The following is a 17,397-nucleotide window of genomic DNA, read 5'->3' on the forward strand; positions in this document are numbered from 1 at the left end:
GAAGTGGAGAACGGCGCGGCACGTCGCTCGGCGGAAATGAGGACGGGAAGGCGCGTCGGTCGGCGGAAGTGAGGGACGGCGCGACGCACGGTGGAAGTGGAGAACGGAGCGGCGCGGCGTTTGGAGCGCGCGGCGGGTGTGACCGCCGAGCGGGCGATTGACGCCTGCGCGGAGGTGCACGGTGAGCGGTGTGCGGGTGATCTTCGGGTGCGAGCCGGGTTTCCGTGGCCGGGTTGCCGGGCAACCCCGAGTCCGATGAGAACCGGCGACCTCCTGGATGAACGCTTTCGGCTGAGCGACCGGCTCGGGGCCGGGGGCATGTCGGTGGTGTGGCGTGCCCACGACGACGTGCTCGACCGGGACGTGGCGGTCAAGGTGCTCTCGCCGGGGCTGGCGCGTGATCCGCAGCTGCTGGCGCGGGTGCGGTCCGAGGCGCGGGCGGTTGCGCGGTTGCGCCATCCGAACGTGGTGGACGTGTACGACTACGGCGAGGCGCGCGGGCCGCTCGGGCGGACCATCCCGTACGTCGTGATGGAAGTCGTCGAAGGGCGCCAGCTGTCGCAGCTTCTCACCGGCGGCGCGCTGCCGTGGCGGCTCGCGGTCGTGATCTGTGCGCAGGTGGCGGCGGCGCTGGCCGCGGCGCATGCGCGAGGTGTGGTGCACCGGGACGTGAAGCCGGGCAACGTCATGGTCGGCGGTTCGCGGGTGAAGCTGGTCGACTTCGGCATCTCGGCGGCGCCGGGCGAGGAGGACCGGGACGCCGGGCAGCTGCTGGGCACGCCCGCCTACCTGGCTCCGGAGCGTCTCGAGGAGGGCGTGGTCCGGCCGGCGACCGATGTGTACGCGCTGGGCCTGCTGCTCTATCGCACGCTGGCGGGGCACCTGCCGTGGCAGGCGTCGACCGCCACGCAGATGCTGCTCGCCCACCGCTACCAGGAGCCGGCCGAACTGCCGGACGTCGACGAGCTGCCCGCCGAGGTGCGGGAGCTGTGCCGGCAGTGCCTGAAGAAGGACCCGGAAGTACGGCCGACGGCCGCCGAGGTGGCGGCCATGCTGGGCGACGTGGCGGGACTTCCGCCGGACGCGCTCGGCTTCACCGACGCGGCGGCCGGGACGGGCTTCGGTCTGCTGCCCGGCTCGTCAGCGGGCGCCGGCGCCGGCTGGGCCGCCGCGATGGAAGCGGGGCAGGACACCCTGGCGGCAACGGCAGCCCACACCGCACTGTCCACGGGCACGGTGATGGGAGCCGACGCGGCAACAGCAAACGCGGCGGTCGACCACGCAAAAGCAAGCGAAAACGCGCGACTGGACCGCGTGCAAGCAGGCACAAACGAAGAGACCGACCGCGCGCAAGCAGGCATAAACGCGGCGACCGGGCGCGCCGAAGCAGGTGCAAACGCGGCAGCCGGGCCCGTGAAGGCGCGCGCGAAAGCAGGAGCCGACCACCCGAAGGCTGGCCTGAGCACAGCGGCCGGGCGCGTAAGAGCGGGCGCAGCGGCGGCAGCGGCGCCCGTCAGAGCAGGGGCGCAAGCAATGCTGCGCCGCTGGGAGCAACTGCCACGGCGGCGGCGGTTCGTCGCTGCGGGAACGGTCGCGGCGTTCGTGCTGACGGGAACGGTCGGGCTCAAGCTGCTGCCGGACGACCGGGCGGTGACCCCGGCCAAGGCCGTCGCCGCGACCGGAGGAACAGCGCCGGGAGACGCCGCGGCCGGCGGGACAGCCACAGGCGGGACGGCGACGGGAGGGACCGGACGGCAGGCGCCCCGGTGCACCGTCGGCTACACCGTGGCCACGACGGCGCACGGCAGGTTCGCCGGGAGGGTGAGCATCGCCAACACCGGCCAGGTGCCGATCAAGGGGGCGCGGCTGACCTTCACCATGCCGGGGCCGCAGAAGCTCACCGCGGGCACGCCGGGCACGTGGCGGCAGAGTGGCCGTACGGTCTCCGCGAAGATCGCCGACCTGCCGGCGGGACGGTCCAGCACGGCCACGATCCGGGGGACGTACACCAAGGTGAATGCTCTTCCCGACCAGTTCCGGCTCAACGAGACGGTGTGCCGGGCGTTCCTCTCCGTGGCCGCGCCGACCACCGCCTCGGCCCCGCGGGCGCCCGCGGCTCGGCCGCCCGCGCCTGCGCCGGCGGCACGACCGGCCGAGCCTGCGCCGCCGCCGCCGAAGAAGGCCGAGAAAAAGGTCAAGAAGGTCGGGGGCGACGACGACGAGGGCGAGGACGAGGACGACGACGAGTGAGCCGGAACGAAGGCGAGGGTGGACCCAGCACCACCGTCGATAGGGGAGCCAGCTCTATCGGCTGAGGCCGCGGACGTTCGTACGGTCGGGTTCTGGCGAATCCGAGCTGGAGGTACGACATGTTCGTTGCGACGACGATGCTGGCCACGGCGCTGGTCGTCCCCGCACCCGCGCCGCTGCACCAAGCGGTCACCGATCTGCACAGAGCCGGCGTCGTGGGCGTGCAGGGCTTCGCGCGCGTCGACGGCCGAACGACCCAGGCCCGCGCGGGCTGGGGTGACCTCGGCAGGAAGACCCCGGTGCCGCGGGACAGCTACTTCCGGATGGGCAGCAACACCAAGACGTTCACCGCGGTGGTGGCGCTGCAGCTGGTCGGCGAGGGCCGGCTGGCGCTGGACGACACGGTGGAGAGCCGGCTGCCGGGCGTGGTGCGGGGCAACGGCAACGACGGCCGGCGCATCACCGTACGGATGCTGTTGCAGCACACCAGCGGTCTGCACGACGCCACCGGCGAGCTGCCCGTGCTGAAGTCGTACGAGTCCTACCTGGCCCACCGGTTCGACCACTACGAGACCGCCGACCTGGTCGCGACGGCGATGCGGCACGAGCCGGACTTCGCGCCCGGCACGAGCTGGGACTACTCGAACACCAACTACCTGCTGGCGGGCATGGTCATCGAGAGGGTGACCGGCCGGCCGTGGGCCGCCGAGGTCCGCGACCGGATCCTGCGGCCGCTCGGGTTGCGGCACACGTTCGCGCCCGGCGACCGGGCGTCGCTGCCCCGGCCGCACGCCAAGGGCTACCACCAGTGGGCGCCGGGCGGGCCGCTGACCGACACCACCGTCTTCAACGCGACGGCCGCGGGGCCCGCCGGCAGCCTGGTCACCACCCCGTCCGACCTGGCCCGGTTCTGGCAGGGGCTGCAGCAGGGGCGGCTGCTGCGCCCGGCCCAGCTCGCCCAGATGCGCGACACGGTGGTGGCCGAGTCGTGGCAGGAGGACAGGCCGGGCGCCCGGTACGGGCTGGGCATCGAGTTCTTCCCCAACCGGTGCGGCGGCTACTGGTCGCACGGCGGCGGCGTGCTCGGCACGAACACCGTCAACGCGGTGAGCGCCGACGGCGGGCGCGTGCTCGTGCTGGCCATGACCACGCAGTTGCGCGATCCGCAGCCCGCGCGTGCCGTCGAGCAGCGCGCCTCGCACCTGATCGACGACGTGATCTGCGGTTGACCGTACGGGACCGGCCCGGCCTCGACGGCCGGGCCGGTCCCACGGGTGTCACACCGCGATCCGCTGACCCGGGAAGATCAGGTTCGGGCTGTCGAGGACCGAGCGGTTGAGCTGGTAGAGAGCCTTCCAGCCGCCCTTGACGTGCTTCTTCGCCGCGATCTTCGCCAGCGTGTCGCCGGAGCGGACCACGTACGTGCCGCTCTTGGCGACGGTGACCTTCGTGACGGCCGTCTTCTTGGCCGTGGACTTCTTGGCCGTCGACTTCGCGCCGCCGGTGTTCTTGGCCGCGTACTTCTTGGACGAGCCGGCCTTCTTGCCGCAGACCGGCCAGGCGCCGATGCCCTGGCCCTTGAGCACCTTCTCGGCGATCTTGATCTGCTCGGCGCGGGTCGCCTTGTCGGCGGTCGACGCGTACTTGGTGCCGCCGTACGCCTTCCACGTGCTGCGGCTGAACTGCAGACCGCCGTAGTAGCCGTTACCGGTGTTGATGCTCCAGTTGCCGCTGGACTCGCACTGGGCGACTGCGTCCCAGTTGACGCCCGACGCCTGTGCCGGCGAGGCCGGGCCGAGCAGGCCCACCGCTCCGGCGACGCCGGCGGCGGTCAGGCCGAGGGCAACACGGGTCTTCTTCGCGAACTGTGCCATGACGGAACTACCTCCACGCCTGCGAGGTGAGCTGTCGGGTTCGGGCTGGGCTGCCCGGCCGCGGGTGGCGGCTTCACCCCGAGGCGCGCTGCGGCACGTCCCACGGACTTCGCGGAACGCGCACCCACCTGCCCCGCGAGAGCCGCGGGGCACGCGTCAGCGCGCCGGAGAACATGTGGGTCCCCCGCTCCATGCCTTGGGTTGAGTCCGCCGGGCGGCGGCAGGATTCGGCGTTCCCGCCCGGGGTGCCCACGATCGTGGGACTCGCCGACGGTAACCACGCGGGCACCCGTACGGCCAAATCCCGGGGCCCGAAGGTGAGGTTGTTCTCATGTGCCGGCAGGCCCGGGAAAACAGTCAATCCAGGGCATCCTCGACGGTCGCATGCAGCTCCAGCAGGCGGTCGAGGCTCACCGCCTCGATCACCATGGAGACGGGCGGGTGCACCTCGGCGAGACGCAGCGACGAGCCCCCGCCGGCGGCCGTCCGGTGCAGGTGGACGAAGACGCGCAGCCCGCTGGAGTCGCAGAACGTGACCGCGCGCAGGTCGAGCACGAGCCGCTCGACACCGGACGCCAGCGCCTCCTCGCCCGCCGTCTCGAGCACGTGCACGCTGTCACGGTCGAGCTCGCCGGCGACGGTGAGCACGGTCACCCGCCCGTCGGCCTTGCCCACTGCGACCGTCAGCAGCTCCGTCATGCCCCGTCCTCGTTCCCGCCCGGCTCCAGTGCCCCCGGCACCGTCATCAACGCCGCGGTCGCCGACCACTGCATGAACACGAGTGTCGCGTCGTCGGCCGGCGGGCCGCCCTGGTGCTCGAGGACCGCGTGCGACAGCCGCCGCAGCGTCTCGGGCGCGGGCAGCCCGGCCTCGGCGTTGCGCTCCACGAGCTCGACCAGGCGGGGCAGGCCGAACCGGTCACCGCCGGGGGTGCGCGCCTCGGTCACCCCGTCGGTGTAGAGCAGCAGCCGGTCGTCGGGCAGCAGCTGCTCCCGGGCCGGCTCGACCACCCTGTCCTCCAGACCCAGCGGCAGCCGGCGCCCCTGCTGCAGCTCGAGCTCCGCGCGGCCGCCACGCAGCACCAGCGGCCGGGGATGCCCGGCGTTGAGGTAGAGCAGCTCTCCGGTCTCCAGATCGAGCCGGGCCAGCACCGCAGTGACGAAGCGGCTGTCGCGGAACTGCCCGGCGATCGCGGTGTCGGCGGCGCGGGCCTGGTCGGTGAGGCTGCCGCCCGCCCGCCTCGAGGCCCTCAGCGCGGACAGCGCGACGGCGCAGGTCAGCCCCGCCTCCAGCCCGCGGCCGACCGCGTCGAGCACGGTCAGGTGCATGGCGCCGTCGTCGACGGCGTAGTCGTACCCGTCGCCGCCCACCTCGTAGCAGGGCTGCAGCACCGCGCTGACCACCGCGCGGTCGAAGCTGGCGGTCAGCGGCGGCAGCAGCCGCCAGAGCAGCTCGGCCGCCGGGCTCATCGGCCGGGACCGGCGGACCCGCTCGATCAGGTCGCCGCGCTCCGACGTCGAGGCCAGCAGGTGCCCGATCAGCCCGCCGACGAGCTCGCACCGGCGCAGAAAACCCGGGTCGCCGGTGTCGGCGACGAACTCGATCACGCCGAGGCGGTCGGTGCCGTCCACCATCGGCACCCAGTGGCGGCCACCGTCGCCGACCTGCGACTTCATGCCGGCGAAGACCCGCCCGGCGAGCGACCCGCCGATCGGCAGCGACTCCTCCGCCGGTGCGCCGGGCTGCGGCAGCGGCAGCAGTGTCGTCTGCTCGTAGTCGATCACCCAGACGCGGGTGCGCACGCCGAGCCGCGCCATCGCCTCGTCGAGCGCAGGAGCGAGCTCCTCGGGCCGCCACAGGTGCGTGCCGGCCAGAATCTGCTGGAGCGCCTCGAACCATCGCTGCCCGGAGCTCTGATCCATGGCACAACCCTACGGCTGTGGTCAGCGCACCACCGTCACCGGGCATTTCGCGTACGCGGCGACGTGCTGGCTGACCGAGCCGAGCACCAGCCCCGCGAAGCCGCCGTGCCCACGGTGCCCCACGACCAGCAGGTCGGCGCTCGACGACTCGTCGATGAGCACCTTCGCGGGCCGGCCCTGCCGCACGTGCGCCTTGACCGGCACGGGCGGCTCCTCCCCCAGCTCCTCCTTGATCACCTGGAGGAGCTCCTCGGTGGTGGCCTGGCTGGGCTCGGGCACCATGCGCTCCGACACGCTGACGCTGCCCGCCGGCGGCAGCAGCGTGTGCTCCCACACGTTCAGCACGAGCAGCTCGGACCCGTGGTCCGCTGCCTCCGCCGCGGCCCAGTTCAGCGCCTTGCGGCTGCTGGGTGACCCGTCGACGCCGACCACGATCGTCGTCCAGCTGCTCATCGCCGCCACCTCCGCTCGATTCGGGCCCTCATTACAGGTCCCGAGCCACGCGGGGGTCAACGTCTGCGCCGGGAAACGGCAGCCAGATGCGCGTATCGACATCTCTGGTTGCGAGGTCTGAGGTATCGGTTTAGCGTCGGGAAACGGAGTCTGTGATCTAGATCACCTCCGGCTCCAGCCGCAGGTCGAAGGGGGCTCGCCCATGACCACCACGACGTCGGAAACCGTCTCGGCACCGGAGGGATCGGCCGACCGCAAACCGCTGATGAGCGGTACCGCTCTGCTGATGATGAACCTCGGGTTCTTCGGAGTGCAGTTCAGCTTCGGCCTCACCCAGTCCGCGGTGAACCCGCTGTTCCTGCTCATCGGCGCCGATCCGGAACAGCTGCCGATCCTCAACCTCGCCGGGCCGGTCACCGGCCTGGTCATCCAGCCCCTCATCGGGGCGATCAGCGACCGTACCTGGCATCCCAAGTGGGGACGGCGACGGCCGTTCATCACGGTCGGCGCGATCCTCTGCGCGATCATCCTGTTCGCGTTCCCGTTCGTCGGCGTGCTGTGGCTGGGCGTGATCTGCTTCTGGCTGCTCGACGCCGGCAACAACACCTCGATGGAGCCGTACCGGGCGTTCATCTCCGACCGGCTGCCCAAGTCGCAGCTGGCGCGCGGCTTCCTGACCCAGAGCATGTTCACCGGCGCGGGCGCGGTGCTCGCGAACGTGTCGCTGTTCGCGCTGCAGAAGGTCGAGGCCCTGCAGACCGAGGCGGGCAACGGGGTCCCGTACTGGATGTTCGCCTGCTTCATGATCGGTACGGTCTGCATCCTGCTCACGGTGCTGACGGCGATGGCCCGTACGAGGGAACTCAAGCCTTCCGAGGAGGAGCTGGCCGAGATGCGCGCGGCGCCCAAGGGCGTCGGCCCGGCCGTACGGGAGATCGCGGACGCGGTCCGCACGATGCCCGTCGCCATGCACAAGATCGGCGTGGTGTTCGCGTTCCAGTGGTACGCGATGTTCATCTACTGGCAGTTCCTGGCGGTCAGCATCGGCGAGACCGTGTTCGGCGCCAACCCCGAGCAGGGCGGCGCCGCCTGGGACGACGCGATCGCGTGGAGCGGCCTGGAGAACGGCGCCTACAACTTCGTCACGATGGTGTCCGCGCTGTTCCTGGTCGGCTTCGCCCAGCGGATCGGCGCCAAGCGGGTACACGCGATCGCCCTCGGTCTGGCCGCGTTGTCGCTGGTCTGGCTCGCGCGGATCGACAACCAGTACGTCGCGCTGGTCCCCATGATCGGCGTCGGCATCTTCTGGGCCAGCGCGGTCGGCGTGCCGTACCTGATGGTGGCCAGCATGGTCCCGGCCAAGCGCACCGGCGTCTACATGGGCATCCTCAACATGATGATCGTGGTGCCGATGCTGATCCAGACCGTCACGTTCGGCTGGATCTACAAGCACTGGCTGAACAGCAGCGGCAGCAACGCGATCACGCTGGCCGGCGTGCTGCTCGGCATCGGCGCCGTCGCGATGCTGTGGGTCAACCCGCCCGCCGAGAACGACGAGTCCCCGATCGTGCCGCTGGGCGGACGCCGGAGCATCACCGTGTACGACCGGGTGGTGGTGGGCTCCGACGGCACACCCACCAGCCTGTACGCGGTGGACCGCGCGGCCGAGGTCGCGCAGGCGGCGCAGGCGAGGCTCGTGGTCGTCACCGCCTACCGCGACGGCGACGACCAGGCCGGCGAGGCGGCCGAGGGCGTGCACCGCGACCTGTACGGCGCGGACGCGGCCCGCGACGCGCTGGCGCGGTCGGTCACCGGCCTGACCCGGGAAAGGGCCCGCTACATCGAACAGCTGCTGGTTCGCGGCGACCCGGCGCAGGCGCTGCTCGACACGGTCGGCAACAACCCCGCCAACCTGATCGTCGTCGGCAACCGGGGCCTGGGCGCCAGCCAGGGCCAGCTGCTCGGCTCGGTGCCCGCGGGGGTGGTCCGCAACGCGGTCTGCGATGTGCTGGTGGTGCAGACCTCCGCCCTCGACGAGGAGCGCATGTTCAAGGCGGACACGGCGGACACGGCGGAGCGGCGAGCGGTCACCGAGTGAGGATCTCCCCCACCAGGTCGGCGTAGGCGTCCGAGGCGGCCACGGCGTTGTGGCGCTCGGTGAAGGCACGGGCGTTGCGGCCGAGCTCGGCTCGCCGGGCGCCGTCGCGGGACAGTTCCCCGACGGCCCCGGCGAGCGCCGCCGCGTCGAAGGCCGGCACCTTGACCCCGCAGTCGGCCGGGATCCACGACAGCTGCGGCACGTCGAAGTGGACCACCGGCTTGCCGTGGGCCATCGCCTCGAGCGCGACCAGGCCGAACGTCTCGTCGCGCGAGGGCATGACCACGAACGCGGCGCCGGTGAGCAGCGCGGCCTTGCGCTCGCCGGCGACGTGCCCGACGAGGCGTACGCGTTCCGCGTGGGGTCGCATGAGCTCGCCGAGGCGGTGTTCGTCGAGGCGGGTGCCGGAGCCCGCGATCACCAGCGGCAGCGTCCCCGGGGCGGCGCCGGCGTACGCGTCGGCCAGCAGGTCCAGGCCCTTTTGCGTGATGTCGAGCCGGCCCAGGAACAGGCAGAAGTCCTCGGCGCCCGGCCCGGCGGGCGGCTCGGCGGGCATCGTCAGCACGTTCGGGATCAGCCGGACGCTGGCGCGCGGGTTGCAGTCGCTGACGAGCTGCCGGTCGTACGGGTTGAAGACCACCACGTGGCCGTAGCGGCGCAGCGCGAACCGCTCGATCCGCAGCAGGAACGCCAGCCGGTACTTGCGGGCCATCTCCCGGGCGGACAAGGTCTGCGCGAGGCCCACGACCGGCCGGCCGGTCACCACCGGCAGGAAACTCGACGAGAACGGCGGGGTGAAGCTCTCGATCCACAGGTCGTGCCGCAGGAACAGCGCCGCGAGCACGAGCAGCGGATGGTAGAGCAGCTGGCCGAGCCGCGGGCCGGCCCAGCCCACCGGCAGGCTGACGACCCGCACCCCGGCCCGCATGCCGGCGTGGTCGACCGGCGAGCCCGCGGTCACCAGCACGACCTCGTAGTCGCGGGCCAGCGTCTCGATGATCCGGCGCACCACCACCTGACCGCCGCCCGGATAGGCGGGATGGTCGAAGATGGAGATGACGACGCGCGGCGCTCTCATCGGAGGATCCCTTCCACGAAGTAGCGTTCCGGCTGCGCGGGCACCACGCCGCCGGGGAAAAGGGACGGAAACTGCGAGGCGTACGCCTTGATCAGGCTGGGCTTCCCGGCGATGCCGTGATGCCAGTCGATCGCCGCGAGTCCGTCCTCGCGGGGCTCATGGCTCATCGAGTAGGGGAAGTCGGCGTAGTAGACGGCCGGCGCCGGGCAGCGCGCGCCGATGGACCGGGCGATGACGTGGTCGACGTGGCCGCCGAGGCCGAGCGGGAAGAACACGGTGCCCGGGCGGCGACTCTCCACGAGCGCCAGAATTTTGTCGGTGGCCTGCTCTATGGTGGCTGCGTCGCGCGCGGCAGGGACACCGGCGGTGACGTGGTAGCGGTAGGTCGGATACGTCAGCGCGAGCTCCGGCAGGCACCGGCCGGCCAGCGCCCGGGCCGGCGCGGTGGTGTCCGGGCGGCGGAAGAGGGCCTCGACCAGCCCCAGGTGCACCGCCTCGACGCCGAGCCGGGCCAGGACGTCGTGGTCCTCGTCGCGGCGCAGGCGATACAGGGCCTCGGGGTCGCGCGCCCCGCACTGGCGCAGATACATGCGCGCCGACAGCGACAATGGCGGCGCCGCGGCCGCGGTGAACAGCGTCGCCACCGTGACCTGGTGGTTGCCGCTCAGAGCCGTCAGGAGGGCACCGCAGGAGAGCACACCGTCGTCGAGGTGAGGTGACACGAACAGGTACGGGCCGGGGAAGATCCGGGCGGGGTCCTCCGCTGGGTGAATGTCCTCTTGCGCCGCTGCGCGGTCCGGCGTTGCGAGGCCCGAGCGCGCCGCCGGTGCGAGGCCCGAACGTGCCGTGGGCGCGGGGTCTCGATGTGCCGTGGGCGCGGGGTCTCGATGTGCTGCGGGTGCGCGGTCCGAGCGTGGTGCGAGGTTCCGTTGCGCTGGGGGTGCTGGAGGTGCGGGCTCCGAGTGCGGGTGAGCCACGGGGTCGGGACTCGGATGCGCCTCGGGCGTGCGGCGCGGATGCGGCACGCGGCTTGCCTGCGGCGCGAGGCCCGGCTGCGCCGTGGACGCGGAGCTTGGCTGCGCCGCGGACGCGGGGGTCGGCGCGGACGCGGGGGTCGGCGCGGGCGCAGGGCTGGGCGCAGGCGCGCGGGTCGGCGCGGACGCGCGGGTCGGCACGGGCGCAGGGCTAGGCGCGGACGCGCGGGTCGGCGCGGGCGCAGGGCTGGGCGCAGGCGCGCGGGTCGGCGCGGACGCGGGGGTCGGCGCGGGCGCGCGGGTCGGCGCGGACGCGGGGGTCGGCGCGGGCGCGCGGGTCGGCACGGGCGCAGGGCTAGGCGCGGACGCGCGGGTCGGCACGGGCGCAGGGCTGGGCGCAGGCGCGCGGGTCGGCGCGGACGCGGGGGTCGGCGCGGGCGCGCGGGTCGGCACGGGCGCAGGGCTAGGCGCGGACGCGCGGGTCGGCACGGGCGCAGGGCTAGGCGCAGGCGCGCGGGTCGGCGCGGACGCGCGGGTCGGCGCGGGCGCAGGGCTGGGCGCAGGCGCGCGGGTCGGCGCGGACGCGCGGGTCGGCACGGGCGCAGGCGCGCGGGTCGGCGCGGGCGTGGGGGTCGGCGCGGGCGCGGGCGGTGCGGGCGTGGGGGGTGGCTGGGCTGGGAGTGCGGCCGGGCGGCGGCGGGCGCGCAGCAGGGCGTAGGCGCAGGCGGCGCCGATGAAGGTGGCGGTGGTCAACCAGGCGAGAGGGTGGGTGCGCAGCGGCAGGAGGAGGGCGGTCAAGGCTGCCAAGAGGGCCAAGGACCACAGGGGCACGGGGTTCCAGCGGCGCCAGGAGCCGTGGGCGACGGCCTGCAGGACGATGGCCGTGGCGGAGGCTGAGGCGGCGGCGCCGACGGCGATGCCGGTCGGGCCGCCGAGGAACCAGCCGGCGGTGACGGCGGCCGTGGTGGTCAACAGGCCGGCGAGCTGCAGGGGAACGGCGACGCGGTAGCGGCCCAGGCCCTGCAGATAGGCGGTGAGCAGGCCGAGGACGCCGGTGGCCGCGCCTACGGCGGCGAGCACGGGGAGCAGGGCGGCGGCGCCGGCGAACTGGGCGGGGATGATGAGGCGGACCAGGTCGGCGGGTGCGGTGACGAGCGTGGCGGTGATGCCGACGGCGACGACGGCGTAGCCGGCCATCGCGGTGCGGAGCACGGCCGTACGGTCTCGGGCGTCGGCGAGCAGGGGAAACATGACGACCGACAGGCCGGCGGAGAGGAAGACGGGGACGCGGCCCAGGACCGCGGCGGCCTGGTAGTCGGCGGCGGTGGCCACCGGCACGGGCAGCACCGAGACCAGCAGCACGTCGAGGTTGGCCTGCACGGCAAGCAGGCCCTGCATCGTGGTCATCGCCACCGTGGTGCGCAGCGAGCGCCGCAGGTGGTCGACGGCGAGGACGGGACGCAGGTCGTGCCGCATCCAGACCACGCCGAGCACGATGGCGAACACGGCGCCGGCCGCGAAACCGGCGAGCGCGCCGGCGCCGCCGAAGCCCGCGGCGACCAGGGCGGCGCCGACGACGAGCTTCACGGCAACCTCGGAGACGACGACCGTGGCGAGCGCGCCGAACCGCCGTTCGCCCTGCAGCCAGCCGATCGTCGTGTTGGACACGAAGATGGCGACGACCGACAGCGCGACGATCAGGCAGGCCGTCCACGTGGCGAAGCGGGCGGCCACCGTCGCGGCGACCACCGCGCCGGCCACGCCCGCGACGGTGTTGGCCAGCACGGCGAACGACACCGCCGCGCGGCGCCGGGCCGGGTCGTCGCGGGCGCCGCCGAGTTCGTGCGCCAGCACCCACGGCACCGCGCACTGGGCGACCGACCCGGCGGTGAGCAGCAGCGCCTGCCCGGCGGCGAAGGTGGAGTAGTCGGCCGCGGGCAGCAGCCGGAGCAGCACCAGCGTGTAGGCGTAGTTGAGCACGCCGGCCGCGACCGTCGACAGCATGAGCCACCGCGACGCCGACCGCAGCGTGTCTCCGCCAGAGGTGCGAGAGGCACGGTCGAGACGCCCGCCAGGCTCGCCGCCGGGACGCCCGCCGGGCTCGTGCGGGGCACGGCCGGGAAGCCCATCGGACCCGCGAGAAGCACGGCTGGAAAGCCCGCCAAGCTCGCCAACAGCACCGCCAGGAAGCCCACCGGACCCGCGAGGGGCCGGGCCGGGAAGCCCGCCGGACCCGCGAGGGGCCGGGCCGGGAACGCCGCCGGACCCGCGAGGGGTAGGGCCGGGAAGCGCGCCGGCCGTCACGACGGGGTCCCGGTGAGGACGGCGGGACGGTCGCCGGCCGCGGCGGGCGCCGGGCGGGGCTCGGGTGGGCGTACGCGTCGGCGGCGGGCCGGCTGCAGGGCCGCGGCCGAGCCGCTCACCAGGATGATCGCGTGGATCATGGCGAACGCGACGCCGTTGAGGATGCCCGCGCTGGGATCGCGGACCAGCCCCCACACCGACACCGCGGTGAGCACGCCGGCGGCGGCCAGGGCGGGCGCGACGACCCGGGGCTGCCACGAGCCGGCCCCGTGCTTGGGGGTGACCACGAACCGGGCGGGCCGGCGCAGCACCTCGCGGACCGTGGACACGATGCCGATCCAGAAGTTCGCGGCGGCCAGGGCGAACGCGGCGAAGGTGTACGCCCCGGCGCCGGCCCGCGCCACGCTGACGATGGAGAGCACGAAGTACGGCGCGAAGTGCACGAGGAAGTCCGCCGCGCTCGCCGAGGCCAGGGGCTGCGCGCCGAACGCGATCCGCAGCAGCGGCATCAGCATGTAGACGACCAGCGTCCAGCCGGAGAGGAAGTACGAGGCCGACAGCAGGTACTGCAACCGGGTGCGCAGCGGCAGCCGGGCCCGCAGCACCCGCGGGATCGCCGAGATGCAGCCCCGCGACCAGCGCAGCTGCTGGCTCACGTACGACGCCGCGTCCTCGGGCCCGAGCCCCTGCACGAGCACCTCGGGGACGTACACCGACCGCCACCCGCTCGCGTGCATCCCGACCGACAGCTCGAAGTCCTCGGTCACCGAGTTCTCCGGGAAACCGCCGGCGGCCTCCAGGGCCGTACGGCGGAAGATCACGTTCGTGCCGCAGCAGAACATCGCGGCGAGCCCGGCCTTGCCGATGGCGATGCTGCCGAAGAACAACGCCTGCTGCGACCACGCCGCGCGGGCCGTCGCGTTGTCCGCCGCGTTGGCGTAGTACTGCGGCGTCTGCACGAACGCGACGTCGTCGTCCGCGAAGTGCCCGACCGTGGCCTCGAGGAAGCGCGGCCCGGGCACGTGGTCGCAGTCGAGCACCGCCACCAGCGGGGCGCCGGTGCGCCGCAGCGCGTCGTTGATGTTGCCCGCCTTGGCGCCACGGTTCGTGGGCCGGCGCAGGTATGCGGCGCCGTGCCGCAGCGCCAGCTCCTCCATCGCGGGATTCCTGCCGTCGTCGAGCAGGGCGACGTGCACGCCCGCGCCGCCCAGCGCGACCGCCGCGCGGACCACCGGTTCGACCACCTCGACGGGCTCGTTGTAGACCGGGATGAACACGTCGACGTCCCAGCGGCGCGCGGCGACCGGCGGCGGTTGCGGCTTCCGGCGGTACAGGCAGGTCCACCAGAAGCCGACGGCCTGCACCAGGTTGAACAGCTCCGCGAGCACCAGCAGCCCGTACAGCAGCGGGTTGCCGACCCGGCCGGGCTGCAGCAGCCAGGCGAAGTACCAGATCGACGCCGCCGTGCAGAGCGCGACGAGCAGCCGGAAGGTCAGCGTGTCGCGGCGGGTGACCCGCGGCGGCTGCCAGGGCGGCGGCGTGGTGCGCGGATCGGGGCGGCTCATGCGAGGATCCACAGCGTCACGTTCTCCCAGTGCTTCGTCTGCCGGACGGCGCGGCCGCCCTGCTCCAAGGTGGACAGCGCCTGGCCGACCTGCGCGGCGGTGCCGGGCTGGTCGAGGAAGCTGGCCAGCAGGACGATCCGGCCGCGGTGCCCGGGCGCCGCCTGCTGCAGCGGCTGGGCCGGCGCGGCGGGGTCGTAGTAGTCGACGACGTAGCCGAGGTAGTCGGGGGCGTACACGATCAGGTCGCCCGGCTGCGCCTGCGCGTCGGCGTAGGCGAACGCGCTGCGGTAGTCGTACACCCGGGGGTTGGCGGGGTCGAGCTGCTGGTCGGCGAGCCCGGCCAGCAGCGTCAGCGCGACCACACCGGCCGCTGCGGCCCGGGCTGCGGTGCTCGTGAACCAGCCGGTGACGGCTCGCGCGCCGAGCAGCAGCAGCGCGGGCAGCACGGAGAGGAAGTAGCGCACCTCGAAGAAGTTGCGCGCCTTCAGGCTGATCGCGAAGGCCAGCAGCACGGGCACCGCGACGGCGCCGGCGAGCAGCGTGGTGGCCCACGACCGGCCCTTGCCGAGCAGCGCGAGCACGCCGAGCACGAGCACCGGCCAGAGCGCGACGAGCTGGGTCATCGCGGCGTCGGAGTGGTAGCCCCACAGGCCCCACACCAGGTTGGCCAGCACCACGTAGAGCGAGACCGTGCCACCGGCGTCGGCCGGCGCGCCGCCGGGAGCGCCCGCGTGGCTGAGCTGTTCGAGCACGTACGGCGCCAACGGCAGCAGCACCACGGCGGTCGCCACGGACGACAGCAGCCACGGCTTCCGGAGGCGGGGTTGCCGGACGGCCAGCACCGCGAACACCAGATGCTGGGCCAGCAACTGCAGCACGCCGAAGTAGTGGCTGGCGAACAGGCCCGCCGAGCCCAGCACGAACAGCGCCCAGCCGGTCAGGTCGCCACGGCGGACGGCCCGCGCCTGACCGAGCAGCGCCAGGACGGCGAAGAACAGGTACAGCGCGTACATCCGGGCCTCGCCCGAGTACCACACCGCCAGCGGCGCGAGCGCGGTGAAGGCGGCCGCCACCAGCCCCGTACGCCGGTCGAACAGCTCGCGGCCGAGCAGGCACATCAGCGGGATGCACGCGGTGCCCAGCAGCAGCGACGGGATGCGCACGGCCAGGGGCCCGTCGCCGAACAGGCGCACGTCGGCCCAGAGCACGATGCCCCACAGCGGCGGGTGCAGGTCGGCGTACATCAGGTCGTGCAGCATCCGGCCGAACGGCAGCCGGGCCTGGCCGATGCTGATCGCCTCGTCCAGCCAGACGCTGCGCACCGGCCACAGCCGCAGCAGCGCGCCGACGGTGGTGATGGCGGCCAGGACGGCGACGTCGTGGTCGCGCCGGGGAGCAGTGACCGCGGGGCGGTCCAGGACGGGGGCGGTCGTCACGCATACCTCAGCAGGTCGTGGGGACGCACCACCCGCAGGTGGACGCGCAGGTCCTCGGTGGCCGCGAGGCCCAGCCGGTGCAGCACGCTCAGCGCGTCCACCTCGTCGGCGTTGCGCAGCAGCCCCACCACCGTGTCGCCGCGCCGCGACCAGCTGTCGGTGCGGCGCGTCAGCTCGCGCAGGCGCTCCACGTCCGGCACGGCCCCGGTCAGCTCGACGAGCGTGGCCGTGTCCGAGGCCGTACGCCGGTCCGCCGCGCCACGGGCCAGCCGGGCCGCGTCGGCCTCGAGCACCAGCCGGATCTGCTGCGCCGTGCGCGACCACCGGAAGCCGGCCGCCCACGCGTGCGCGCGGTCCCTCCACCGGCCGGCCTCGTCGTCGTCCGCGAGCAGCTCGGCCATGTCGGCGATCGCGGCGGCCAGCCCCGCCTCCCGGTCGACGAGCAGCCCGGTGCGCCCGTCCCGTACGGCGTCCTGCACGCCCGGCACCCGCAGCGCCACCACGGGAACGCCGAGCGCGCTCGCCTCCACCAGGCTCAGGCCCCAGCCCTCCCCCGAGGACGCGCTGACCGTCATCCACGCCGAGCGCAGCAGGCTGGTCTTCTCGGCGTCGCTGACCCGGCCGTGCACGACGGCGCAGCCGCCCAGGCCGAGCCGTTCGATGTGCCGGGTCACGGCCGCGCGGTGCGGCCCGTCGCCGACCAGGTGCATCTGGAGCTCCGGCACGCGCTTGCGGGCCTCGGCCACCGCCTCGAGCACCAGGTCGACCCGCTTGTGCGGCACCAGCCGCGTCACGCAGACGATGCGCGGCGCCGCCGCCCGCCCGGCGGGCCCGGCCGGGGCCGGCACGTCCATGCCGCAGGGCGCGACGAAGACGTTGCCGCGCAGGCCCAGCTCGCGGCGGATGGCGTGCCGCGACGACGGCGACACGGTGACGATCGGCCGGCGGCCGTACGCCATCGCCGTGCCGTTCTTCTCCAGCCAGCGCCCCACCGTGGACATCGGCCATCCGAAGTGCTGCCGGAACTGCCGCTGGTGGACGTGGTGGATGAGCAGCACCACCGGCACCCGGCGGCCGACGACGAGCGGCGCGAAGAACGGGATCCCGTTCTGCGAGTCGATGACGCCGTCGAGCTCGCGGCGGTGCCGCCACAGCCAGACGAGCACGGCCAGATAGACGGTCAGGGTGCCGCCCGTGCGGACCAGCCGGAACCCGTTGCGCTCCTCGACCGCCGGGCGGCCGGCGACCCGTGAGGTCAGATACGTGACAGTCACGCCTTCTTGGACCAGTTCGGTGGCGACGCGCTCGCAATAGAGCTCGGCGCCGCCGGCGCGCGGATGGCTGCCGTCGCGCCAGTTCAGCACAGCAACGTGAGCCATGCCCACGGTGCACCTCCAGATGATTTTCGGGCGCACTGATGCCGTCGACGGCATTGCGCAAATT

At 73.6% G+C, this 17,397-nt stretch carries 12 protein-coding genes; 3 read left to right on the forward strand and 9 right to left on the reverse strand.

Going from position 1 to position 17,397, the window contains the following annotated elements; translation table 11 throughout:
* Positions 1-255 precede the first annotated feature (255 nt).
* Both ACSNN8_RS24045 and ACSNN8_RS24050 read left to right on the forward strand, forming a co-directional pair.
* Positions 256-2,250: a serine/threonine-protein kinase gene (locus ACSNN8_RS24045; protein WP_436651660.1), complete on the forward strand. Its 1,995-nt coding sequence runs from the start codon at positions 256-258 to the stop codon at positions 2,248-2,250.
* A gap of 119 nt (positions 2,251-2,369) precedes the next feature.
* Positions 2,370-3,479, forward strand: a complete 1,110-nt coding sequence (locus tag ACSNN8_RS24050) for a serine hydrolase domain-containing protein (RefSeq protein ID WP_436651661.1) — start codon at positions 2,370-2,372, stop codon at positions 3,477-3,479.
* A gap of 48 nt (positions 3,480-3,527) precedes the next feature.
* Here the strand turns inward: ACSNN8_RS24050 and ACSNN8_RS24055 are convergent, their stop codons facing one another.
* The 4 genes from ACSNN8_RS24055 to ACSNN8_RS24070 all read right to left on the reverse strand — a co-directional run bounded on the left by ACSNN8_RS24055 (position 3,528) and on the right by ACSNN8_RS24070 (position 6,499).
* Positions 3,528-4,124 (reverse strand): transglycosylase family protein, encoded by a 597-nt coding sequence (locus ACSNN8_RS24055; protein ID WP_436651662.1) that lies wholly within the window; start codon positions 4,122-4,124, stop codon positions 3,528-3,530.
* 357 nt (positions 4,125-4,481) lie between these two features.
* A complete protein-coding gene (locus tag ACSNN8_RS24060; protein WP_436651663.1) occupies positions 4,482-4,823 on the reverse strand; it encodes an STAS domain-containing protein in 342 nt (113 codons plus the stop codon).
* The gene (locus ACSNN8_RS24065; protein ID WP_436651664.1) at positions 4,820-6,046 is read right to left on the reverse strand and encodes a PP2C family protein-serine/threonine phosphatase; all 1,227 of its coding nucleotides are present in this window, start codon (positions 6,044-6,046) and stop codon (positions 4,820-4,822) included. The genes ACSNN8_RS24060 and ACSNN8_RS24065 overlap by 4 nt, the downstream gene beginning before the upstream one ends.
* A 21-nt stretch (positions 6,047-6,067) precedes the next feature.
* Entirely contained in the window at positions 6,068-6,499 is a 432-nt protein-coding gene (locus tag ACSNN8_RS24070) for a universal stress protein (RefSeq protein WP_436651666.1), read from the reverse strand.
* Between the two features lie 202 nt (positions 6,500-6,701).
* Between ACSNN8_RS24070 and ACSNN8_RS24075 the strand changes: the two genes are divergently transcribed.
* Entirely contained in the window at positions 6,702-8,597 is a 1,896-nt protein-coding gene (locus tag ACSNN8_RS24075) for an MFS transporter (protein WP_436651667.1), read from the forward strand.
* On the opposite strand, the gene ACSNN8_RS24080 is transcribed toward ACSNN8_RS24075, so the two are convergent.
* The 5 genes from ACSNN8_RS24080 to ACSNN8_RS24100 all read right to left on the reverse strand — a co-directional run bounded on the left by ACSNN8_RS24080 (position 8,587) and on the right by ACSNN8_RS24100 (position 17,333).
* Positions 8,587-9,675 (reverse strand): glycosyltransferase family 4 protein, encoded by a 1,089-nt coding sequence (locus tag ACSNN8_RS24080; protein ID WP_436651668.1) that lies wholly within the window; start codon positions 9,673-9,675, stop codon positions 8,587-8,589. The two genes, ACSNN8_RS24075 and ACSNN8_RS24080, sit on opposite strands and share 11 nt — an antisense overlap.
* On the reverse strand, positions 9,672-12,653 hold the full coding sequence (locus ACSNN8_RS24085) for a PIG-L family deacetylase (protein ID WP_436651669.1): 2,982 nt from the start codon (positions 12,651-12,653) through the stop codon (positions 9,672-9,674). Before ACSNN8_RS24085 ends, ACSNN8_RS24080 begins: the two co-directional genes overlap by 4 nt.
* Before the next feature lie 296 nt (positions 12,654-12,949).
* A complete protein-coding gene (locus ACSNN8_RS24090; protein WP_436651671.1) occupies positions 12,950-14,518 on the reverse strand; it encodes a glycosyltransferase family 2 protein in 1,569 nt (522 codons plus the stop codon).
* A complete protein-coding gene (locus ACSNN8_RS24095) occupies positions 14,515-15,954 on the reverse strand; it encodes a glycosyltransferase family 39 protein (RefSeq protein ID WP_436651673.1) in 1,440 nt (479 codons plus the stop codon). Before ACSNN8_RS24095 ends, ACSNN8_RS24090 begins: the two co-directional genes overlap by 4 nt.
* Positions 15,951-17,333 carry a glycosyltransferase family 4 protein gene (locus ACSNN8_RS24100; RefSeq protein ID WP_436651674.1) on the reverse strand — a complete coding sequence of 461 codons (1,383 nt, stop codon included), beginning with the start codon at positions 17,331-17,333 and terminating at the stop codon, positions 15,951-15,953. Before ACSNN8_RS24100 ends, ACSNN8_RS24095 begins: the two co-directional genes overlap by 4 nt.
* Positions 17,334-17,397: the final 64 nt, after the last annotated feature.

The organism is Actinoplanes sp. URMC 104 (assembly GCF_051386375.1).
Classification (GTDB): domain Bacteria; phylum Actinomycetota; class Actinomycetes; order Mycobacteriales; family Micromonosporaceae; genus Actinoplanes.